Origin of the sequence: Duganella phyllosphaerae (assembly GCF_001758785.1) — a bacterium.
GTDB classification, from domain to species: Bacteria; Pseudomonadota; Gammaproteobacteria; order Burkholderiales; family Burkholderiaceae_D; genus Rugamonas; species Rugamonas phyllosphaerae.
On sequence record NZ_LROM01000113.1, the window covers coordinates 1 to 23,016 of the forward strand.

At 63.1% G+C, this 23,016-nt stretch carries 12 protein-coding genes and 1 pseudogene; 5 read left to right on the top strand and 8 right to left on the bottom strand.

Annotated elements, in window-relative coordinates:
• The 4 genes and pseudogenes from DUPY_RS20230 to DUPY_RS20245 all read right to left on the bottom strand — a co-directional run.
• Window positions 1-267, bottom strand: a pseudogene (locus DUPY_RS20230) (23S rRNA pseudouridylate synthase B); the annotation flags it as partial.
• A complete protein-coding gene (scpB, locus tag DUPY_RS20235) occupies window positions 254-1,033 on the bottom strand; it encodes an SMC-Scp complex subunit ScpB (protein ID WP_070250525.1) in 780 nt (259 codons plus the stop codon). The pseudogene DUPY_RS20230 and the gene scpB, both read right to left, overlap by 14 nt.
• Before the next feature lie 327 nt (window positions 1,034-1,360).
• On the bottom strand, window positions 1,361-2,389 hold the full coding sequence (locus DUPY_RS20240) for a glucokinase (protein ID WP_070250527.1): 1,029 nt from the start codon (window positions 2,387-2,389) through the stop codon (window positions 1,361-1,363).
• A gap of 135 nt (window positions 2,390-2,524) precedes the next feature.
• The gene (locus DUPY_RS20245) at window positions 2,525-3,475 is read right to left on the bottom strand and encodes a VTT domain-containing protein (protein ID WP_070250529.1); all 951 of its coding nucleotides are present in this window, start codon (window positions 3,473-3,475) and stop codon (window positions 2,525-2,527) included.
• A 455-nt stretch (window positions 3,476-3,930) separates the two neighbouring features.
• Between DUPY_RS20245 and DUPY_RS20250 the strand changes: the two genes are divergently transcribed.
• From DUPY_RS20250 to DUPY_RS20265, 4 genes are all read left to right on the top strand, one after another.
• Window positions 3,931-6,729 carry a TonB-dependent receptor gene (locus DUPY_RS20250; protein WP_229255440.1) on the top strand — a complete coding sequence of 933 codons (2,799 nt, stop codon included), beginning with the start codon at window positions 3,931-3,933 and terminating at the stop codon, window positions 6,727-6,729.
• Between the two features lie 297 nt (window positions 6,730-7,026).
• The gene (locus DUPY_RS20255) at window positions 7,027-8,526 is read left to right on the top strand and encodes an outer membrane protein assembly factor BamB family protein (RefSeq protein ID WP_070250531.1); all 1,500 of its coding nucleotides are present in this window, start codon (window positions 7,027-7,029) and stop codon (window positions 8,524-8,526) included.
• 379 nt (window positions 8,527-8,905) lie between these two features.
• A complete protein-coding gene (locus DUPY_RS20260) occupies window positions 8,906-11,569 on the top strand; it encodes a TonB-dependent receptor (RefSeq protein WP_084640816.1) in 2,664 nt (887 codons plus the stop codon).
• 200 nt (window positions 11,570-11,769) lie between these two features.
• A complete protein-coding gene (locus DUPY_RS20265; protein WP_070250535.1) occupies window positions 11,770-12,072 on the top strand; it encodes a hypothetical protein in 303 nt (100 codons plus the stop codon).
• 30 nt (window positions 12,073-12,102) lie between these two features.
• On the opposite strand, the gene aroG is transcribed toward DUPY_RS20265, so the two are convergent.
• The gene (aroG, locus tag DUPY_RS20270; protein WP_070250577.1) at window positions 12,103-13,182 is read right to left on the bottom strand and encodes a 3-deoxy-7-phosphoheptulonate synthase AroG; all 1,080 of its coding nucleotides are present in this window, start codon (window positions 13,180-13,182) and stop codon (window positions 12,103-12,105) included.
• 514 nt (window positions 13,183-13,696) lie between these two features.
• Here aroG and DUPY_RS20275 point away from each other — a divergent pair.
• Complete coding sequence (locus DUPY_RS20275; protein ID WP_229255441.1) at window positions 13,697-16,333, top strand: TonB-dependent receptor; 2,637 nt, start codon at window positions 13,697-13,699, stop codon at window positions 16,331-16,333.
• 73 nt (window positions 16,334-16,406) lie between these two features.
• Here DUPY_RS20275 and tldD read toward each other — a convergent pair whose 3' ends face one another.
• Genes tldD through DUPY_RS20290 form a run of 3 tightly spaced genes read right to left on the bottom strand, consistent with a single transcriptional unit; the run spans window position 16,407 to window position 22,954 of the window.
• On the bottom strand, window positions 16,407-17,867 hold the full coding sequence (gene tldD, locus DUPY_RS20280; RefSeq protein ID WP_070250539.1) for a metalloprotease TldD: 1,461 nt from the start codon (window positions 17,865-17,867) through the stop codon (window positions 16,407-16,409).
• A 24-nt stretch (window positions 17,868-17,891) separates the two neighbouring features.
• Window positions 17,892-18,692 carry a carbon-nitrogen hydrolase family protein gene (locus DUPY_RS20285; protein ID WP_070250541.1) on the bottom strand — a complete coding sequence of 267 codons (801 nt, stop codon included), beginning with the start codon at window positions 18,690-18,692 and terminating at the stop codon, window positions 17,892-17,894.
• Window positions 18,693-18,712: 20 nt separating this feature from the next.
• Complete coding sequence (locus DUPY_RS20290) at window positions 18,713-22,954, bottom strand: YhdP family protein (protein ID WP_070250543.1); 4,242 nt, start codon at window positions 22,952-22,954, stop codon at window positions 18,713-18,715.
• Between the last annotated feature and the right edge of the window lie 62 nt (window positions 22,955-23,016).

A 23,016-nucleotide genomic window follows, 5' to 3' on the forward strand; every position in this document is an offset into this window, starting at 1 on the left:
CGCTGCTGGGGCTGGCGCTGGGGCTGGCGCTGGGGCTGCTGGTGCCGGGGCTGCTGCTGCGGCTACCGGCGCATCGGCCTTGGCCTTGCGCTTCGGCTTGGCCGCTGGCGCGGCGGCGTCCGCCAATGCTGCGGCGGCAGCTGCAGGCGCCGCATCGGCAACACCGCCGGCTTCCGCTGCGATCTGGGCCTTGGTACGGCGCTTGGGCTTGGCGACCGCTACTTCGGCGGCGTCGTTGACTGTCTCTGGGGATTTAGGTTTGTTCATTATTCGTTTCTTGCTTGTGCTCGTCGACCGTGACATCGGGACGATGTACAGGATCTTGATTAACTTCTTGGCCGGAGTCCGGGCTAGTCGCGGCTGCTGTAGCCACCGGCACCACCGTGCCATCGTCTGCTTGCGCGGCACGGTCATCGTGCGCGGCTTTTTCAAAGTTCTGTTGCAAGGCCGCTTCCAGCGCGGCCATATCGGGACCACTGCCCTGCGTTTCGCTCATTTGCTGCAACGGCGGCAACTGCGACAGCGAATTCAGTCCCAGGTCGTCGAGGAACTGGCGCGTAGTGCCCAGCAACGACGGCCGGCCCACCACGTCGCGGTGGCCCACCACGTCGACCCAACCACGGTCTTCCAGCATCTTGATCGTTTGCGAGTTCACGGCAACGCCGCGGATTTCCTCGATATCGCCACGCGTGACAGGCTGGCGGTAGGCGATGATGGCCAGCGTTTCCAGCGTGGCCCGCGAGTAGCGCGGCAGCTTTTCGGGGCTCAGGCGGTCGAGATAGTGCTTCATCTCGGGCCGACTCTGGAAGCGCCAGCCACTCGACAGGCTGACCACTTCCACGCCCTTGCCGGCCCAATCTCCGGCCAGCTCTTCCAGCAATTGCCTGATCTGTTCGGCGCCGACCACGGCGTCGTTTGGGCCCGGCGGTTGCTCGTCGTCGACAAACAGTTTTTTCAGACTGTGGAGGGTCAACGGCTCACGGGCGCACAGCAAGGCGGTTTCGAGGACTTTTTTGGCCTCAGCATTATCCATAGCAATCTTATGGCTGCATGCTCTACACATGCACAGAATGACATCAATTACATTCAGTGAGTCGTTGAGGAAGGCGCCGCATCCATGATGCCGCCTGCCGGAGTAGTCGCTGAAGCTGTTTTTTCCGACGCCGAAGCGAGTCGCCTGGCGGGAGAGAGAGAATTGCCGCGACCGCCGAAGCGATCGCATTTACATGAAACACCAGCATCTCGGCGCCGTTTTCGAGCGAAAACAAGCATGACCTGTCCAGGAAGTTTCATCCAACGTGTGAATTGTACCTGATAAAACCACAAAACGCGCAGTCACCGCAGCGAAATGTAACGTGACTTACACAGAGGCTAGCCTTTCGGACAAGATTGCAGAAACTCCAACGAAGGCCGGGTACTGCGCCGTGATCACCCATGTAGGCACTTGCGCCAGGTACTGGAAGAAGCGGCCCTTGTGCTCGAAACGGTTGCGGAAGCCGGAGCGGTGGAAGCGGTCGCCGAGTTTCGGCACGATGCCGCCGCCGATATAAATACCGCCCTGCGCGCCCAGCGTGACCACCAGGTTGCTGGCGATGGTGCCGAGCATGCAGCAAAATACTTCGATCACCTCGTCGCACAGCGCGCACTCGCCGGACAGCGCGCGGCGCGAGATGTCGGCCGCAACCAGCGGCTGGGCCACCACGCCGTGCCGCTTTGCCAGCGCGCGGTAAATCAGTTCGATACCGGCGCCGGACATCAGGCGCTCGGCCGAGACGTGTTCGAATTCGGTCCACGCATATTGCAGGATTGCCACTTCAACCGGGTTGGCAGGCGAAAACGTCACGTGGCCGCCTTCGCTGAGCAAGGCAGTCCAGCCGTCCTTGCCGGGAATCAGGCCCGACACCCCGAGGCCGGTACCGGCGCCGATCAGGCCCAGCGGCGTGCCAGGCACAGCCGCGCCCCCGCCCACCTGGCGCTTCTGTTCGGATGACAGGAAGGGCAGCGCGCTGGCCAGCGCGGTGAAGTCGTTTACCACCAGCAAGGTGTCGAAAGCGACTTCGCAGCGCAGCGCCTCGATCGAGAACGCCCAGTGGTGATTGGTCATGCGCACCATGTCGCCGATCACCGGGTTGGCAATCGCAATCGCGCCGTGGCGGATGCTGCCCGGCTCCACCCCGATGACCTCTGCCACCAGGGGCGAGCCCAGGTAGGACAACAGGGCCGCAGCCAGGGTTGGGTAGTCGGCGCATGGCAGCACGTCGATCGCCACGATCTGGCCCGGGGCGGTTTCCAGTGCGAAGCGCGCATTGGTGCCGCCGACATCGGCCAGCAGACGCGGCCCACCTGGGAAATCGTTGATCGGAGAGGATGGCGGTGGGGTAGCTGTCATGGTCGGCGAAAAATAGTTGAAGCCTAAGCTTAAGGTATTTTTACCAAGACTGGCAAGAAATTTGTAGTTTTAGTACAGTGAGGCGTGTAACTCGCGGGCCTACCCATTTTTCGCTCGTAGTATGACTACCCCAGGCTATGCCGTTGCGGCGTGCTCATCGACCACCGGCCGTACGCCGAACGCCGCGTTCCAGGCGTCGAGTCCGCCGTGCAGCGGACGCGCCAGGGTGAAGCCATGCTGCTTGAGCTCCTTGGCGACCTGGGCAGCGGTCACATCGTTGGGGCAGCTGCAGTAGACGATCACGTGGCGGTCGCGGTCCACCGCGATCAGTTCCGGCGCTGGCTGGCCGCCGTTGAACAGCAAGGCGCCTGGCACCGCCGGCTCCAGCAACTGCGCCGTGACGCTGCGGGCATCGACCAGCACGGGGGCTGCGCCCTGTTCGAGCAGCTGCTTGATTTCGTCGATGGTCACGCGGTCGATCTGCACCGACTGGCGGAAGCGCTTGCGTTCGAGATACTTGTAGCCGATAAACAGCGCCAGCAAGATCAGCAGCACGGCCAGCGCGGTACTGCCCATGGTGCTGAGCGCAGTGAGCACGGTATCGATACTGGCGTGGAAGAAGGCGCCGATGGCAATCCCGGTGCCGGCCCACAAGATGGCGCCGAGCATGCTGTAACCGACAAAAGTGCGGCTGTGCACGCCCATCGCGCCTGACAGCGGTGCGGCGATGGTATTAAAACCGGGAATGAACTTGGAGACGATCAGCATGCGCGGACCCCAGCGCGTAAAGCTGTCCTCGGTCTGGCTTACGCAATAATCGGGCGACAGCGAAATGCGGCAAAGCAGCTTGAGGATGCGCTTGCCGTACAGGCGCCCCATGCGGAACCAGAAGCCGTCGCTGAGCATGCACGCGCACACGGCTACCGCCAGCACGGCGGGCCAGCTGAAATCGCCATCGACGGACAAGGCACCGGCGACGATCAGGACGGGATAGGCGGGAATTGGCAGGCCGATCTGTTCGATCAGCACGATCGCAAACACGATCAGCACGCCATATTCCTGCAGCAGGTGGATAAAGTTCGGCATACGGATATCTTAACGTAAAAACCGCATGCCCACGCCGTGGCAATCGCGTTGCACCATCCCCTGCGCAAAACGAACATTCGCTGCCACAAACGCGCTTTTGTCGTCAAACCGTCACAGAAGTGGCGATGGTTACAGTTTATTTTTGATCAGATTTTGTGCTTTTTCCATATTTTACACCGTTGATTTTTTGATATATGAAATATGGCTTTACAAGCATCTTTGCCGACGTTATTTGCATTTAGCGCGACGATCTGGTCGGCCATGTCCGCCGCCCTGCCTTGTTGCAGACGTCTGCAACATCATCTGCTGCCCCGCCCGGTAAACATTGGTCACATTGACACAGGTACTGCTGGAATGTTTTTATAAAAAGCAGGGAGGCCAAGACGCCCCTGCCAAGCCGTTCAACCAGCATAGCCAGTTCAGTGGAGAGTTTCAGCATGATGATGGAAAGAGTATTGTCCCGTTCGGTTCGCCTGATGTTCTCGGGCAGCGTTGCCGCAGCCAGCCTGCTGGCCGTGCCAGCCATGGCGCAAAACACCCAGGACCAGTCGGCCGCGCCGATCCAACGGGTGGAGATCACCGGTTCCAGCATCAAGCGCGCCAGCGCCGAGACGGCATCGCCGGTGCAAGTCATCAGCCGCGACGACCTGATGAAATCGGGCAAGGGCACGGTAGCCGAATACCTGCAAACCCTGACCGCCGACGGCGCCGGCTCGCTGCCGACCGGCTTCGGCAACGGTTTCGCCGCCGGCTCCACCGCGATTTCGCTGCGCGGCCTGGGCGCGACATCGACCCTGGTGCTGCTCAATGGCCGTCGCATGGCGCCGTTCGCCCGTGCCGACGATGGTCAGAAAAGCTTTACCGACCTGTCCACCGTGCCGATGCAGATCGTCGAGCGGATCGAGATCCTGAAGGACGGCGCTTCGTCCACCTACGGCGCCGATGCGATTGCCGGCGTGGTCAACATCATCCTGCGCAAGGACTTCGAGGGCCTGCAACTGAAAGCCGACACCGGTTTCTCGCGCTACAGCGATGCCAAGCAGAACAAGGCCGCCGTTACCTGGGGCAAGGGCAACCTCGATGAAGACAAGTTCAACGTCGTCTTCAACGCCGAATATTTCCAGTCCGACAGCCTGAAAAACAGCGACCGCAAGGACCGCGCCTATATTGGCAAATCCGACCTGCGCGCCTATGGCTACCCGGTAGGCACCCAGTTTGCCGCCGGCTACATCGCTGGCAACAACACTGCCAGCCCGAGCCCGACCGGTTCGATCCGTAACCCGCTGACCAACGACTACGTCTCCCTGCCAGGCTGCTCGACGCTGTCGGCCACCACGGACCAGACCGGTTCGGGCGGTGGTTGCCTGTGGCATAACGACCAGTTCCGCGACATGCAGCCGGAAATCGAGTCGATCAACTTGTACACGCGCGGCACCTGGCAGATCAATGACGACACCCAGGCTTACGCCGAACTGGGCTACTCGAAGCGCGACACGTCGTTCATGATGATTCCACCATCGGTGACCCCGACCGTGGCATTCCCGCGCAACGCCACCACGCCACAGGGCTTCATCAACTACGGCAACCTGCCGCTGCTGGCCGCTACCCATCCGCAGAACCCGTACGGCGTGGCCACCCGCCTGCGCTACTCGGCGTTCGACGTCGGCCCGAGCACCCGCAGCGCCAACAACACTTTCAAGCGCGCGGTCATCGGCCTCAAGGGTTCGGCCATGGGCTGGGATTACGACACCGGCATTACCCACTCCGAGTCGGCACTGGACCTGGGCTACAGCAATATGCTGAACATGAACGTGCTGCGCGCGGCCCTGAGCGACCGTACCTCGCAGTACTTCCCGTACTACATCGGCGACCAGGCCTTCCGCAATCCGGCGTCGCTGTATGCGGCATTGCGCGTGAACGCCGGCTCGCACTCGACCACCAAGCTCGACATCGTCGACTTCAAGGCATCGCGTGAACTGTTCGAGCTGCCAGGCGGCAAAATGGGCCTGGCGCTGGGCGGTGAATACCGCAAAGAGCAACTGTCCAACCCGTCGCTGGCCGGTTCCGAAAACGGCTCGATCAACTCGAGCTACGTGGCCGCCTTCGGCGACTCCAAGGTCAAGGCCGTATTTGCCGAGATCCTGGCGCCGATCGTGAAAACCGTCGAGCTGTCGGCTGCGCTGCGCTACGACAAATACGACCGCTTCAGCTCGTCCACGCCAAAAGCCGGCATCAAGTGGACCCCGGTCAAGACCTTCGCCTTGCGCGGCACCTACACCGAGGGCTTCCGCGCTCCGGGCGCGGCCGAGAGCAACGTCGGTTCACAATCGACCGGTTCGGCGCCAGTACGCGATCCGGTACGCTGCCCGGGCGGCGTGCCGGCTGCCGGCGGCGCCACCTCCACCGACTGCGCGATCACCATCGCCGCCGTCAAAGTTGGCGACCCCAACCTGAAGCCGGAAGAGTCGAAAGGCAAAACCCTGGGCCTGGTCTGGGATCCGCTGGAGGGCACCAGCCTGTCGCTGGACGCCTGGAAAATCAAGCGTACCAACGAAATCAACTCGCTGCCGTACGACCAGGCCGCAGCACTGCCAACGGCTGTACGTAACGATAACAACCTGGTCGTCAACGGCGCCGCCATTGCGAACACCGGCACCCTGGTGCTGACCCAGGCGCCTTACCGTAACTCCAGCTTCACGGAAGTGTCGGGCGTGGACCTGGACGTCAAACAGCGCCTGCGCCTGGGCGAGTACGGCCGTGCAGTGATCGGCCTGAACTGGACCCACGTGGCGTCGTGGGTACGCAGCGAGTCGGCTACCGTGCGTTACCAGTACGCTGGCACCCACGGCAACTGCGACACCTCGAACTGCGCCGGTACGCCTAAAAACAAGATCAACCTCAATACATCGTGGGATCTGGGCGACCTGAACGTGACCGGCAACGTCAACTTCCGCAGCAAGATGGACAACACCGCGTACGCCGGCGCACTGTGCGCAAGCACCTTCACCGCCGCTTTCGGCGGTGGCAACGCGCCAAACGCCAAGTGCGAAATCTCGTCGTTCACCACGCTGGACCTGTCGACCCGCTACAACATCAGCAAGCAGCTGACCCTGTTCGCGTCGATGAACAATGTGTTCGACAAGCTGGCGCCACTCGATCCGCAAACTTACGGCGCCATGAGCTACAACCCGATGGACGCTTCCGGCGCCATCGGCCGCTACATGAAACTGGGCGCTAGCTACAAGTTTTTCTAAGCATCTGACGATGTAATACAACAAAGCCGGGCCTGCTTGACAGGCAGCCCGGCTTTTTCAACTTTACTAATTGCAATAATGATTCCCTGAGGCTAGCATATTGATTTTTAAATAATCAGGAACATCACCATGTACCAGGGTCGGAACAATGCGGTTTGGACGGGCGGCTTGCTCGCAACTTTAATTCTTGCGGGTTGTGGCGGCGGCGGTAGTGATTCGGTAACGCCAGCACCGGCCCCTGCCACGCCTACTGCGCCTACCACCCCCACTACCCCGACCGCGCCACCGGCGGCGACCATGACGGTGCAGTCCGGAACCATCGCGCGCGTGATGGCCAGCAACGTGGGCGTCAACCTGGTGGTGACTGCCCAGGCCGCCAATTTCACGCCAACCGGCACCGTGTATGCCAGCGCCAGCGACGCTGCCGGCGTGTTGCAAGCTTCGGTGCAAGTGACGGCAGGCGCCAACGGCCTGTACACCTTCTCGCTCGACACTGCCACTGGCGTGGCGCCGGGACGCTACAAGGGCAATGCCACCATCAAGCTGTGCAGCGATCAGGCCTGTACGACCGCGCAGTCGGTAGCGTCCATCAGTGTGCCATACGACATCACCATCGTCGGTGCCACGACAACCTGGCCTGGCGACAACCTCACCGCGCTGTCGGCCATGACAGGCGCCAACGACTGGTCTACCTTCCAGGGCAACAACGCCCATACCGGCTATGTGCCGATCGACATCAAACCCGATCAGATTACCTTGCGCTGGAAACGTGGCCTGCTGAACAACCCGTCCGGTTCGAGCAGCACCGCGCTGGCGTCGCAAGTGACCGCCAACGGCCTGCTGTACATGACCGACACCACCTCGCTGTACGCCTACAAGGAAACCGACGGCGCCCGTGCCTGGAAATATGACTTCGGTGCCGGCTCTGGCTACCCTGGCAACCCGCCGGCAATCGCCAACGGCGTGGTCTATGCCGTGGGCAGCGTGTCCGATGGCAGCTATATGTTCGCCTTCGACGCGGCCACCGGCTCCGTGCGGTTCCGTGCGCGCGTAGGTTCGTCTTATTATGACCGGCTGTCCGCACCGGTCATCCAGGATGGCGTGATCTACACCAACGGCAGTTCGTACGCTGGCCTCTACGGCTTCAGCACCACCGGCGAAACGCTGTTCAACACCACCGCCATCTCGTCGGCGGCGCAATGGGCGCCTGCGGCAGATGCCAACGGTGTATACGTGTATGCCGGCGACGCGATTGTCGTCGTCAAACCAAAAACCGGTGACAAGCTGGCGACCATCCGTGACAGCAGCAACAATGGCAGCTTCTACAACCAGGGCAGCGGCGCGCCCGTCATTGGCGCCAACGGCGTGTATGCCACCACCCCCATCTATAACAGCAATACCGGTAGCACCAGCTTTGGCCTGACCCGGTTCGATATCGCCAAAAGCTTCGTCGATTGGCGCGTCACCGGCGGCTATGGCATCTCGCCTGCCTACGCCAGCGGCGTGCTGTACGCGCTCAACACCAATCCGTTCCGGGTAGAAGCGCGCGCCGAAGCCGATGGCGCACTGCAGTGGTCATGGACGCCGCAGCTGAGCACCGAGTCGGTCTTCTACGGCCCTGCCGTGGTGACCAGGAACCTGCTGTTCGTCAGCACCAACCGCGTCACTTACGCCATCGACCTGGCCACGCGCAAAACCGTGTGGAGCTATCCGATGGCAGGCCTGCTGTCGATCAGCCAGAATGGCGTGCTGTACATCCAAGGGGCAGACGCCACTGTAGCCGTCAACCTCAAGTAAGCCGCACAGCGCAGTAACAAGCCGGGCCGCCTTGCAGTGGCCCGGCTTTTTTTTGTCGCAAAAAAGTCACCACGGCCACAGCCCTTGTACTTGTTTCATGCATTCGAATACAGCAACAGTGTGGCAGCAACACCACAGCAAGGCCACCCTATCAGCGGTGGTTCTGCATTCCCAGCCAGCATTCCCATCCCCGGATCCAGGGACGACCAAATATCCGCCTGACTTGTCATACAGATGTCATCCGACAAACCAGGCACAAAGCTGCCCAAATCGCACGATTTCCAAACTTCCAACGTTGACAGGAATTTCATGCCAATGATTTGATGAACGCAGTGCAAGTCCTTTACAAAACGCAGGGTTCATTTGGGAGAGTGAAATGATGGTTGTAAAAGTGTTGGCTGGCAGCATACGCGCAGGCTTCGCCGGCGGCGTACTGGGACTGGGACTGATCGGCACTGTGCAGGCGCAAACCACGGAGCAGCCGATGCAGCGCGTGGAAGTGACGGGATCGTCGATCAAGCGGCTGGTGTCGGAGACGGCCAATCCACTGACCGTGTTTCGCGCCGACGACTTCGTCAAGCAGGGCCTGACCACGGCCCAGGAAGTGCTGGACCGTATCCCTTCGAACAGCTCGAGCTTTGGCGCCGGCAACGCCGTGGGCGGCAACAGTTCCGGCCTGCCCACCGGCGGCCAGGCCAGCGCCGACTTGCGCGGCCTGGGCGGCGACAAGACCCTGGTGCTGCTCAACGGCCGCCGCATCGCCAACCATCCTTACGACGGCGCCAGCGTCGATCTGAACATCATTCCCGTCACCGCGCTCGAACGCGTGGAAGTGCTGCGCGACGGCGCCTCGGCCATTTACGGCACCGACGCCATCGGCGGCGTGATCAACTTCATCACCAAGCGCAACGTCAAGACCACCACCATCACCGCCGAGGCGATCGCCCCGCGCAAGCCGGGCGCCGATGAAAAGCGTTTCAATATCTCGAGCGGCTTCGGCGACCTGGAACAAGACGGCTACAACGTGTTCGGCGTGTTCGATTATCACAAGACCGATATCCTCAACTCGCAAATGCGCGAGTTTTCCAAGACCGGCGTGATCCCGTCGCGGGGCCTGAACCTCACTTCCGGCACCACCTTCCCCGGCAACTACTTCGACCCAGGTTCGGGCGCCACCGGCAACCCCGGCTTTGCCACCGGTTGCGACGCCCCGCTGTCGGTGCCGCGCGCCAGCAACGGCACCTGCCGCCAGGACTACACCCGGCAAATCGACAACCTGCCCGAGCAGGAACAGAAAACCTTCTTCGGCAAGGCCACCTTCAAGATCAACAACGACCACCAGGCCTCGGTCGAATACCTGCACGCCGAAAACGACGTGCTGTCGCACACGGCGCCGCCGCCGCAGGCCAACCTGGTCTTGCCCAACACCAGCAAATACTATCCGGGCAATGCCGGCGGCACGCCGGCCATGCCGGGCCTGTCGGGCCAGCCGCTGTCGGTAAACTGGCGCCCCACCGAGGCGGGACAGCGCGAAATCGTCTCCAAGGGCCAGGCCGACCGCCTGTCGATCTCGGTCGAGGGCTTGCTGCGCGGCTGGGATTACAAGACCGGCTTCACGCTGTCGGAAAGCCGGTCGGCTGAATACTTCACCGGCGGCTATGTGCGCGACGCGTCGTTCGCGGCCGGCGTACGCGACGGCATCCTCAATCCGTTTGCCGCGCAGGACGCCACCGGCAAGGCGTACCTGGAGAGCACCGCCCTGCGTGGCCAGGTTCAGAAAGGCAAAACCCGCAACACCGGCATCGACGCCAAGGCCAGCCGCGAGCTGTGGGATATGCAAGGCGGCAAGGCGGCAGTGGCCATCGGCGGCGAACTGCGCCGCGAGGAAGCGGACTTCTTCGTCAATCGCGAGATCGCCAGCCAGGCCGCCAGCTCGGGCCTGTCCGGTTCGCAATCGACCGACGGTTCGCGCACCATCAAGGCCATTTTCGGCGAACTGAACCTGCCACTGCTGCAGGACCTGGAAGTGCAACTGGCCACCCGCTACGACAAGTACAGCGACGCCGGCAACACCACCAATCCGAAAATCGGCGTACGTTACCAGCCGACCAAACAGCTGCTGCTGCGTGGTTCGGCCTCGACCGGCTTCCGCGCGCCGACGTTGTTCGAGAAGAACGCACCACTGTCGCGCAACGATACCAACAACTCGTACAACGATCCGATCCTGTGCCCGGGCGGCACCATCGCCGACAGCCCGATCGCCAATCCGCTGCGCGACTGCGACCTGCAGCAGTACAAGCTGCAAGGTGGCAATCCAGCGCTGAAGCCGGAAAAATCGAAGACCTTCGCCTTTGGCGTGGTGCTCGAGCCGGTCTCGCAGCTGACCGTCTCGGCTGACTACTTCAATATCCGCCTCAAGGACAAGATCAATGCGCTGCCCGAGGAAACCATCTACGGCAACTTCGAGAAATACCGCGAGCGCTTCCTGCGCAATGCCGACGGCACGCCGAACGCGATCCTGGACCTGAAGGAGAACCTCGGCAAGGTCAACACCGATGGCGTCGACTTGAGCCTGACGTTGCGCTCGAGCGCCAGCGCCTACGGCAACCTGACGCTGACCGTCGATGGCACCTGGGTGCACAAGTATGAATACCAGGATGAGCGCGGCGGCGCCTACACTCAGAACGTGGCCCGCTACGCCGCCAACAACCCGGTGTTCCGCTGGAAGCACAATGCCGCGCTGAACTGGCGCCTGGCCAGCTGGAGCGCCACCCTGGCGCAGTCGTACAAGTCCGGCTACATCGACCAGAACCTCGACATCGAGGACGCCTTCCTCAACCGCGTGCCGTCGTACAGCCTGTGGAACCTGTCGGGCACGTACACCGGCTTCACCGGCCTGGCGCTGACGGCCGGCGTGAAAAACCTGCTGGACAAGGAGCCGCCGTTCTCCAACCAGGGCACGCTGTTCCAGAAGGGTTACGATCCACGTTACACGGACCCTGTGGGTCGGGCCCTGTATGTGCGGGGTAGTTACACGTTCTGATAGCAAGGTCCGGACGCCAGCACTGGCGCCTGATCACCCTGCAAGCCGCATCGCGCCCGCGATGCGGCTTTTTTTTTCGTACTGTCTGACCGACGCCACGGTTATGTTCGTTACCTCACACAATCCGGAATTGCGACTTGAGGCATTGCTCTTTTTAAAATACTGTTAATTTTTAGGAACTACAAAAAGAGGAATTTATCATGAGCATCAAACCTTGGATAGCAATCGTCATCATCGGATCGGCAGTGTCGGGTTGCGTGGTGGACGGCGGGGAAGTGACGGGTCTGTCGGATCCGGCGTACGCCGCGCCAGCCGAGGTGGCCGATGGTGCCGACCCCGGCGTTCTATATGTCAAGGTTGCCGGCAATGGCCAGGTTCAGCTGGCGCCGGCGCTGGCCGCTGCGACAGCCAACGGCAAGGTCGCGCTGGCACCAGCGGTCGATTTCGCTCCGGAACAGCATTATGGCAACGTCACCATGAAGCTGTGCGGCGCCGACTGCTGACCCGACCGGCGCTGCGTCCAGGCGATTGACTTACTTGGCAGCGGCTTCCGCCGCCTGCGTCGCCAAGCGGCGCTGGCGCACAGCGGCGGCCAGGCCCTGCAGTACCTGCACGCTGCTTTCCCAGTCGATGCAGCCGTCGGTGACCGACTGGCCGTAGGTCAGTTCCTTGCCCGGTTCGAGATCCTGGCGGCCGCCCACCAGGTGCGACTCCACCATCACGCCCACGATGCGGGTGTCGCCACCAGCGACCTGGCCGGCAATGTCGGCGCAGACCGGGACCTGGTTTTCCGGCTTCTTGGAGCTGTTGGCGTGCGATGCGTCGATCATCACGCGCGGCGCCAGGCCCTGCGCGCCGATCGCCTTGCACGCTTCATCGACGCTGGCAGCATCATAGTTGGGCGCCTTGCCGCCGCGCAGGATGATGTGGCAGTCCTCGTTGCCGGCGGTGGAGACGATGGCCGAGTGGCCGCCCTTGGTCACCGACAGGAAATGGTGCGGCTGCGAAGCCGCCTTGATGGCATCGACCGCGATCTTGACATTGCCGTCGGTACCGTTCTTGAAACCGACCGGACAGGACAGGCCGGACGCCAGCTCACGGTGCACCTGCGACTCCGTGGTGCGCGCGCCGATCGCGCCCCAGCTGATCAGGTCGGCGATGTATTGCGGGCTGATCACATCGAGGTACTCGGTGCCGGCTGGCAAGCCCAACTCGTTGATGTCGCGCAGCAGTTCGCGCGCCATGCGCAGGCCGTCGTTGATGCGGAAGCTGCTGTCCATGAACGGGTCGTTGATCAGGCCCTTCCAGCCCACGGTCGTGCGCGGCTTTTCGAAGTACACGCGCATGACGATTTCCAGGTCGCCCTTGAGCTCGTTACGCAGCTGCACCAGTCGGTGCGCGTATTCCATCGCCGCGCGGGTGTCGTGGATCGAGCATGGGCCCACCACCACCATCAGGCGGTCGTCCTGGCCGTGCAGAATGCGGTGCAGCGCGATGCGCGCGTTGGCGGCCGTGTTGGCAGCCGTTTCCGTGCACGCATACTCGCGAATCAGGTGGGACGGTGGCGTCAATTCCTTCATTTCGCGGATCCGTAAATCATCGGTGCGGGGCATGCTGTTCTCCATTGTTTCAAAAAGTCGGGGTAAAAAAAAACCGCCTGGGGAGGCGGTTTTTTCAGGATTTGCTGGAACTCGTTTGACTGCTACGTGCACCGGCCGCTACTCCACCGCCTTGGGGTTGGAATTGCTAAAGTAAAAGTAGCCGGTAAAGAAGAAGCAGGTCATGGAACGAATTCGTGGTGTATTGGGTAGTGTGTTTTAAAAACAGTGGATTGACTATACGCCGATCAATGCACGCTTGGCAAGCCCTGCCCTGCAAAAATTTACACCTGCCCATTTCTCTTTACATCGCGCGCAATGTGTCCAGATGTAAGACCAGCGCATGCGGCCTGCCGGCCCACTGCCGCCCTTTAACGAAGAAAACTGCCTTTACAGCTGTGATGCTTGGTGACTGTTGGTAATTTGCAGTCTTAGCTAAACCGCATTGTTTCCACCTGCCGCCAGGTGATTTGATGGGTCGTCTTCACGACAAACCCACCCATCTCATGCACAGCAGGAGCAAATAAAAATGATGATTGAAAGAGCGATGTCCCGGGCCCTGCGCCTGGTGTTTGCCAGTACCCTGGCAACTGGCATGCACGGCGCCATGGCGCAGACCGACGACGCTGCGATCCAGCGCGTGGAAGTGACCGGCTCGAGCATCAAGCGCCTGGCCAGCGAAACGGCGCTGCCGATCACGTCGATCAAGGCCAGCGACTTCGTCAAGCAGGGCCTGACCACCGCAGCAGAAGTCCTCAACACCATCTCGATGAACCAGAGCTCGACCGGCAGCAGCCAGTCGGTGGGCTCGGGCACCGGCGGCATTGCCACTGCCGACTTGCGCGGCCTGGGCAGCAACAAGACGCTGGTGCTGCTCAATGGCCGCCGCATTGCCAACCATCCGTTCAACGGTTCCAGCGTGGACTTGAACATCATTCCGCTGTCGGCGCTCGACCGGGTGGAAGTGCTGCGCGACGGCGCCTCGGCCATCTACGGCACCGACGCCATCGGCGGCGTGATCAATTTCATCACCAGGCGCGAAGTACAAGGCGCCACCGTGAGCGTGGAGCGCTACCAGCCGCAGGCCAGCGGCTCGGGCGGCGAATCGCGCCTGAACCTGGCGGGCGGCTTTGGCGACCTCGACAAGGATGGCTACAACTTCTTCGGCGTGGTGGACTGGCACAAGCAGACCGCGCTGGCTGCCACCGAACGCGATTTCTCCAGTACCAGCGTGCGTCCGGACCGTGGCATCAACAACAGCAGCGGCACCTCGCAGCCAGGCAATTTCTTCTCCGACAACGGTATCACCGGCAACCCGTACTACGCCAGCGGTTGCGTGGGCAAAGGGCTGCTTACCGCCACCAACGGCACCTGCCGCACCGACACCACCGCCTACATCCAGGCCATACCGACGACGCAGCAGGAATCGTTCCTCGGCAAGGCCACCTTCAGGCTCGGTGGCGAGAACCTGGGCACGGTCGAATACCTGCACAGCCGTAGCACCAATACCAGCGCAATCGCGCCGTCGCCGCTCACCGGCATCACCATGAACGCCACCAGCCCGTACTATCCTGGCGGCAGCGCCGGCGTGCCGGCCGTCGCGGGCCTGACCGGTGAAGACCTCACCGTCAACTGGCGCACCGTCGCTGCCGGCAACCGCGTCGGTTACGACACCAGCATTTCCGATCGCTTAGTGCTCGGTTCCGAAGGCGTGGTGGCCGGCTGGGACTACAACGTGGGCCTGACCTACGCTACCAGCAAGGCCACCAGCGCGTTTGTCGAAGGCTACACCAACGACTCGCTGATGAAAGCCGGTGTACTGAACGGCATTTTGAATCCCTTCGGCGAACAGTCGGCCGACGGCGCGGCATACCTCGATGCGGCCCAGCTGCGTGGCGAGTACCTGTCGGCGCGCATGACCAGCGTCGGCGTCGACGCCAAGGTGAGCCGCGAAATCTTCACCGTGCCGGCCGGCCCGGTGGGCTTTGCGGTCGGTACCGAATTCCGCCACGACAAGGCCACCTACGACGTCAACACCGACCTCGCTTCGCAGGCCTCGAGCTCCGGTTACGCGGACGCCCAGGACCAGTCGGGCCAGCGCAATATCGCCGCGCTGTACTCCGAGCTGAGCGCACCGCTGGCCAGGGACGTGGAACTGTCGGTGGCCGCCCGCTACGACCACTACAACGACGTCGGCGGCAGCTTCAATCCCAAGATCGGCCTGCGCTGGCAGCCGAGCAAGCAGGTAATGTTGCGCACCTCGTACAACACCGGCTTCCGCGCGCCCACGCTGTACGACCTGCACGGCCCGGCCACGTCCACCTTCACCGGCAACTCGTACGATGACCCGGTGCTGTGCCCGGGCGGCACCGTGGCCGCTGGCGCCAATCCCAACGTGGCCTGCAACCAGCAGCAGACCATCCGCAGCGGCGGCAACCTGAACCTCAAACCGGAGAAATCGAAGACCTTCGCGCTGGGCGCCGTGTTCGAGCCGACCAATGCGGTGAGCATGTCGCTCGACTACTTCAACATCAAGATCCGCAACAAGATCGGCACGGTGTCGGAAACCACCATCTTCAACGACTACGACAAGTACGCCAGCTACTTCGTGTACTCGGCCGACGGCAAGACGCTGCAATACGTCAACGCCGTGCTCGACAACCTCGGCGAAGTGCACACGTCGGGCATCGACACGACCTTGCGCTGGAAGCTGCCCCGCAGCGCGGCCGGCGACTTCGCTTTCGTGTTCGACGGCACCTGGGTGCACAGCTACAAGTACCAGAACGAGGCCGGCGGCGTTTTTGTTGAAAACGTCGGCGTGTACGCCGACGACAACCCGGTATTCCGCTGGAAGCATAACGCCACGCTCAACTGGAAGAACGGCGCGTGGAGCGCCAGCCTGTCGAACAAGTTCATGAGCGGTTACGTGGACCAGAACGACGTGGCCGATGACTACGTCCACAAAGTGCGCGCGTATTCGACGTTCTCGCTGTCGGGCAGCTATGCCGGCTTCAAGAACACGGATTTGACGGTGGGCGTGAAAAACCTGTTCGATACGGCGCCGCCGTACACCAACCAGGGCACGACGTTCCAGAGCGGTTACGATCCCCGCTACACGGACCCGCTGGGCCGCACGTTCTACGTGAAGGCGACGTACAAGTTCTAAACGCCGTTGTCAGTCGCTCCGTCATCCGCGCGCAGGCGGGGATGACGGGGTCAACTGTCAGCAACGTTGGCCATTACGCCGTGCCGCCAACGGTCACGCCGTCGATGCGCAACGTGGGTTGCCCCACGCCCACCGGCACGCTCTGCCCTTCCTTGCCGCACACGCCCACGCCCGGGTCGAGCCGCATGTCGTTGCCGATCATCGACACGCGATGGAGCACCTCCGGACCATTGCCGATCAGCGTGGCGCCCTTGACCGGGTAAGTCACCTTGCCGTTTTCGATCATGTAAGCCTCGCTGGCCGAGAACACGAACTTGCCGTTGGTGATATCGACCTGGCCGCCGCCGAAATTGACCGCATACAGACCGTTTTTCACCGACGCCAGGATCTCGCCCGGGTCCTGGTCGCCGCCGAGCATATACGTGTTGGTCATGCGCGGCATCGGCAGGTGGGCGAACGATTCGCGGCGGGCGTTGCCGGTGACCGGCATCTTCATCAGGCGCGCGTTCATGGTGTCCTGGATGTAGCCGGTCAGGATGCCGTCCTCGATCAGGGTGGTGCACTGGGTGGGATTGCCCTCGTCGTCGATATTGAGCGAACCACGGCGATCGGGCAAGGTGCCGTCGTCCACCACGGTGACGCCCCTGGCTGCCACCCGTTCGCCGATCATGCCGGAGAACGTGGACGAACCCTTGCGGTTGAAGTCGCCTTCGAGGCCGTGGCCGATCGCTTCGTGCAGCAAAATCCCGGGCCAGCCCGGTCCCAGCACCACGGTCATGGGACCGGCCGGCGCCGGCCGCGCATCGAGGTTGATCACGGCGCCATCGACCGCCTCGGCCGCATACGATTCCAGCAAGGCATCGCTGAAGTAGTCGTAGCTGTAACGCCCGCCGCCGCCCGACGAACCGGTTTCGCGGCGGCCGTTCTGCTCGACGATGACGGTGAGCGACAGCCGTACCAGCGGCCGGATGTCGGCCGCCAGCACGCCGTCGCTGCGCGCGACCAGCACCACGTCGTATTCGCCGGCCAGGCCTGCCATTACCTGGACCACGCGCGGGTCGCGCGCGCGCGCCATCTTTTCCACGCGCTCGAGCAGCGCCACCTTGGCGGTCGCATCGAGCGAGGCCAGCGGATCGTGCGGCAGGTACAGCGCGCGGCCACCGACCGGCGTGATGGCGCCGGCCACCTTGATCTTACCATTGCCCGCGCGGGCAATGGTGCGGGTGGCAGCGGCCGCCTCGCGCAGCGCCACCTCGGAGATATCGTCCGAATACGAGAACGCCGTCTTGTCGCCGGAAATGGCGCGCACACCCACGCCCTGGTCGATGGCGAAGCTGCCGGTCTTGACGATGCCCTCTTCCAGGCTCCAGCCTTCGCTCTTGGTGAACTGGAAATACAGGTCGGCGTAATCGACCTTGTGGGTGAACATCGACCCCAGCGTTCTCAACAGCTTGTCCTCGTCCAGGCCGAACGGCGTGAGCAGGATGTCGCGGGCGACCGCCAGGGTGGCGAGGTTGGCTTCGAATGGCTTCATGATGGTTCTCGTACTAGCAATGGATTACATGGTCCGGTGTTTTAGCGCCGGCAGACTCTGACGCACGCCTTCCATGAAGGCCGGGTCGATCTCGCCGGCCACCACGCCCTCGCCCTCGGCCAGCATCGACTTGACCGTGCCCCATGGGTCGATCAGCATGCTGTGGCCCCAGGTGCGGCGCCCGTTCGGGTGCATGCCGCCTTGCGCAGCGGCCAGCACGTAGCACTGGTTTTCGATGGCGCGCGCGCGCAGCAGGATTTCCCAGTGGGCCTGTCCGGTAGTGTAGGTAAACGCCGCCGGCAGCACGATCAGCGACACTGGCCCCATGGCGCGGAACAGTTCGGGAAAACGCAGGTCGTAGCAGACCGACATGCCCACCTTGCCGAACGGCGCGTCGAGCACGCCAATATTTTTGCCCGGCACAATGGTCTTCGATTCGTTGTACGACTCGGCGCCCTGGCTGAAGCCGAACAAATGGATCTTGTCGTAACGGCCGGCCGACTCGCCTTGCGGGTTATAGACCAGCGTGGTGTTGACCACCTTGAGCGGGTCATCGGACGCCAGCGGCAGCGTACCGCCGATCAGCCAGATGCCGAGCTCGCGCGCCAGTTTTGCCATGAAGTCCTGGATCGGGCCCTGGCCCAGCGGCTCGGCCACGGCGACCTTGTCGCTGTCCTTGACGCCCATGATGGCCCAGTACTCGGGCAGCAGCACCAGGTGCGCGCCGTCGGCGGCAGCCTGGCGCACCAGCCGGTCGGCGGTGGCGATATTGTCCGTGACGGACGGCGAGGAAATCATCTGGATGGCGGCGACGGTATGGCGCATGGCAAGTCTCCCTGTCTTGGTTATTTTGCGCTCCTGGCCGCTGGCGGATCAGCCTTGGCGGCGTCGAGCTTGGTGACAACCGGCGCCTTCCACGGCCCGGTCACCTGCATATGATAGGTCAATGCCTTCATGACGGGGGCGCTGAGGAATAATTGCGCCAGAAAACTGCCCAGGCCGATCACGGGATTGACGGCCAGCGCGTACACCAGCGGCGCCGTACCGAGGTTCACTTCCGGTATCACCACCACGTGCAAATTGGTCAGCTCGTTGGCGATGTCGGCGCTGCCGTCCATCAGCACGGTAGCGGCCATGCCGTGCATTTTCAGGTTATCGGTGCGCACGATGCCGTGCTCGATGCTGGCATTGGCGGTCAGGCCGTCGAAGGCCAGGCCTTCGGAAAACACGTCGTGGAAGTCGAGCTTGAGCAGGCGCGGCAGCGCTTGCAGGCTGAGCACACCGAGCAGCTTGGCCGCGCCCGGGTCCTGCTTGATGAACTGGCCCTTCTCCACGTTCATGACGATCTGGCCCGACAGGCTGGGCAAGTCCATCGCGTACGGCAACCCGTTCCACACGACGTCGCCCTTGAGCGAACCCTTGCCGTTGCGCACGGTGCCGACAAAACCGAAACGGTCGAGCAGCTTGCCGGCATCAAAAATGTCGAGGTTGAAATTGAGATCGGTGGTGTGGGCATTGCCGCGCGTGGTCCACTTGCCGGTGCCGGTCAGTTCGCCGTCGGCGTTGGCCAGCGACAGCTTGCTGATGCGCCACACGCGCGAATCGGGCAACTGCACATTGCTCGCTTGCAGGTCGAGCTGGCCCAGCGGCTTGTTGAACAGCTCGAAGCGGTCGATCTTGATGTCCAGCGCCGGAATGGTGGCGGCGGCGCTGCTCTTGCCATCAAGCAGGTCGGCCACTTCGTTCGAGGCCGAGGCCGGTATCACCAGCGACGACAGGCGCGCCGTCACCTTGCCCAGGCCGTGGCCGGTGGACGGCTCGCTCCAGGTCAGGTGGCCATTGGCCTGGGTGGAATCGATATTGGCTTGCCAGATGCTTTGACGGCGCGTCACGCCCACCACCACGTTTTGCAACTTGCGCGCGCCGATCAACAGTTCGCCGGTACGCGCAGCAATCGCGTCGGGCACCACGTACTGGCTGAAGTCGGCGCTGTCGGCGTCGCCCGTGACGGCAGCCGCAGTGCTGTCGGTGTTGTTGCCCGGCCGGTCACCAGCGACGGCCTTGCCGAAGTCGAGCCAGGCGTCGGCATTGAACACGGGCAGGCTGATGTTGAGGGTCAGGCCGCTCTCCGGTTCCGGCGCCGGGGCATTGATGCCGATACCGCCGCGCACCAGTTGCCACGGCGTCTTGCCGCTGGCGGTCGTCAGTTTCTGGCGCTGGTAGTGGGCGGCCATGCCCGAACCGAGCGCGATACGGATGTCGTCGTGCAGCGCGCCGCCTGCATCGGCCGTCAGGCCGCTATTGAGCACGAAACGCAGCGGCATATTATCGAGCGCCGGCTTACTCAGCGGCGCAGGCAGGTCCAGCGCCAGCCCGGACAGGCTGGAATCGACGGCAACAACGAGCTGATGGTCGCGCACGGTGACGGTGCCGGTGTACTTGGCCGTGCCCGAGAAATGGCTGGCCAGGCGCTGCATCACCGGGGCGGTATAAGTCTTGCGGAAGCCGTCGGCGGTCAGCATGCCGCCAAGCTTGATGACGATGGCATTGTCGCGCTGGGTGCCGCCGGTAATCGAGACCGGACCGTCGAGGAAGGTGCCGGACAGCTGGTTGAGGTTGACGCCGCGCTCGTTGAATTCGATCTTGCCCTGGGCCGCCTGCACCACCGGCAAATCCTTCAGCAGCACGATGTCGTTGTTATTGAGTTGCAGCGTGCCGTCCACCTTGGCATCGAGCAGATGCGCCAGCGGCAGGCGCAGCTTGAGCGCCAGGGTGGCGTTGCCGGTCGCTTCGGTGTCGTCGGTAAAGTGCGAAATCCATTCCAGCACCGGGCTGTGGTCGACGTACCGGAGGAATTCCTGCATCGGGCCGGCGGCATTGCCGTCGATTTCCAGCATCGAATCGTGGATCGTCAAATCGGGAATCACGGCCTTGACGTTGGTGAGCGCCACGCCGGCGGTGGTGGCGGTGTCGCCGCGAATTTCCATGCGGCCGCGCTCGAACACGAAGCTGCCCTTGATGTGTTCGGCCTGCGGCCACTCGGGCAGCGGCTGGCCGTCCTTGCCCAGCTCTTTCCCCCCGCGCAGGTAATGGCCGGGCGCGTAATTGAGCTTACCCTCGGTCAGCTTGCCGGCCACCTTGAATTCGCCGTGCGGCGCGTGCTCGCCCTGGAACGGAAAATGCGCCAGGTCGCCGCGCACCCGCACGCTGACATCGCTGGCGGTGCCGCCCTCGAGCGCGCCGGTCAGCCAGGTGTAAAGATCATGCGGGGTCTGGAGCGGCAGGTAGCGGTTGATGCGGTTGATCTGGAAACCGTCGAGCGCGCCGGTCAGGTCCACCGTGCCAGCGCCCTTGCCCGACAGCGGCATGGTGTGGCTGCCGCTCAGCGTACCGGACAGTCCTTCCTGCAGGAAGTCCATGCTGTCGATCTTGAGCAGCAATTGGTCCTTGGGCAGGAACGACCAGCGCGCCTTGAGATTGAGGCGGTCGAACGGCATGGCCGGATCGGTGAAATAGCCGGGCAGTTGCAACACCAGGTTTTCCGAAGCCAGCGCGAAGCTGCCGCCCTGGTCGGTGGCGTCGATCGCGCCGGTCAGGTTGTCGAAGCCCGGGATCGCCGGCACTGCCGCTGTGGCCGGGATCTTGCCGTTTTTGGGCTGGGCCAGGCGCGCCGGCTGCGGTTTCAGGCCCAGGCCCACCAGGTCGCCTTTGACCCGGTACGATTGCAGTGCCGGAAACTTGCCCTGCCACTCCGCCGAGAAATTGCGCAGCAAGCCGCTCGGCGAGGTATCGGCCAGCAGCGTGCGCTGCTGCGGCGTGAGCGGCAGGCGCGAGGCGATGCCGGCCAGCGTGCGCAGGTCCAGTTGCGGTGCGCGCACTTCGTACTTTTCCGGCCGCGGGCCGGCAGCAGCGGTGAATTTTTCCGACAGCGAGGTTGGCGCCATCACCAGTCCGTCGCTGGTGGTGAGCGTGAGGCTGGTGATCTCGAGGCTGTGGCCACGGGCACCGAATTTTCGGGCGTCAGGGCTGGCGCCGGTTACTGGGCGAGCGTGGTTGGACACCAACGGCGGCAACTCCTCGCGCGCGGCAATGCGGCCGGTCAGCTGTTGCAGGTCGAGCACAGGTAAATCGTTGGCCAGCACGGCCGAGACGTCGCGCAGGCCGAGGTCGGCGGTAAAGCCGGTCAGGCGCTGCTGGTCGAAACTGAGCCAGGTGCGCAGCGAACCGCCACCGGAATTCAACGCGAACGGAAAGTCGAGCCACGCCTTCCAGGCCGCGACATCGGTATCGCGCAGGTCGGCGTACAGCTCGCCCTTCCACATCGACGTGTTCGATACTCGGGCGCCAAAGGCCGGGTGGGCAAAGTCGGCGCGCACGTCCAGCGGACCTGCCAGCGTGGCCGGCGGCGTGGCCTTGACCGCCAGCTGGTGATGCAGCCACTCATTGCGCAACCGGGCGGTGACGCCGGTGAGCGCCAGCGGAGGCGCACCGCGCTGGTCGTCGGTCCAGCGCACGCGGCCGTCGCGGATGACGATCTCGCGCTGCGCCAGCAGCCATTCCAGGCCACGGCCATCGGACGGCTGGCCGGGATCGAGGTACAGGCCCGCCACGACCAGCTTGCCATCGGCGGCGCGGCGGATATCGAGATCGGGTTGTTTGAGCGACAAGGCGTGGAAGCGCGGCTCGGCAGTGACCACGGTCATCCACGACAGCGTGGCGGCCACCTCGGGCAGGCGCAGCGCGGCCTGGCCCTGGCGGTCGCGCAGCACCACGTCGCCCAGGGTGAGCGTGGGACGAAAGCCGGTCCAGGAAGCGTCGATGCGGGCGATGTTGACCGGGTTGCCGGCGGCGCGGCTGGCCAGCCGTTCGATGTCGTCGCGGTAATGCTCGATATTGGGCAGCACCGCGTAGCGCAGCACCAGGAACAGGATGGCAAACGCGAAATAGCCGAGCAGCGCCAGCTTGACGGTGAAGCCGAGGACGTGATGGGTGGCCACGTTGCAGACCCGATAGGCGGCGCGCAGCCGGTGCCAGCGCACGGCCAACGGCCCTTCGGCTGTCGCGGTCTCCTCTTCTGTTTTCTGCATCTAGTAATTAAAAATTCGGTTCAAAGCCTGGCCAGGCATACAATTATCGCTAAATCACTGCC

Excerpts from the sequence above, each read along its gene's own strand:
- tldD (WP_070250539.1), bottom strand. The coding sequence starts at position 17,867 with ATGAAGCCATTCGAAGCCAACCTCGCCACCCTGGCGGTCGCCCGCGAC.
- DUPY_RS20240 (WP_070250527.1), bottom strand. The coding sequence starts at position 2,389 with ATGACAGCTACCCCACCGCCATCCTCTCCGATCAACGATTTCCCAGGT.
- DUPY_RS20275 (WP_229255441.1), top strand. The coding sequence starts at position 13,697 with ATGATGATTGAAAGAGCGATGTCCCGGGCCCTGCGCCTGGTGTTTGCC.
- DUPY_RS20285 (WP_070250541.1), bottom strand. The coding sequence starts at position 18,692 with ATGCGCCATACCGTCGCCGCCATCCAGATGATTTCCTCGCCGTCCGTC.
- scpB (WP_070250525.1), bottom strand. The coding sequence starts at position 1,033 with ATGGATAATGCTGAGGCCAAAAAAGTCCTCGAAACCGCCTTGCTGTGC.
- DUPY_RS20260 (WP_084640816.1), top strand. The coding sequence starts at position 8,906 with ATGGTTGTAAAAGTGTTGGCTGGCAGCATACGCGCAGGCTTCGCCGGC.
- DUPY_RS20245 (WP_070250529.1), bottom strand. The coding sequence starts at position 3,475 with ATGCCGAACTTTATCCACCTGCTGCAGGAATATGGCGTGCTGATCGTG.
- DUPY_RS20255 (WP_070250531.1), top strand. The coding sequence starts at position 7,027 with ATGACGGTGCAGTCCGGAACCATCGCGCGCGTGATGGCCAGCAACGTG.
- DUPY_RS20265 (WP_070250535.1), top strand. The coding sequence starts at position 11,770 with ATGAGCATCAAACCTTGGATAGCAATCGTCATCATCGGATCGGCAGTG.
- DUPY_RS20290 (WP_070250543.1), bottom strand. The coding sequence starts at position 22,954 with ATGCAGAAAACAGAAGAGGAGACCGCGACAGCCGAAGGGCCGTTGGCC.
- aroG (WP_070250577.1), bottom strand. The coding sequence starts at position 13,182 with ATGCCCCGCACCGATGATTTACGGATCCGCGAAATGAAGGAATTGACG.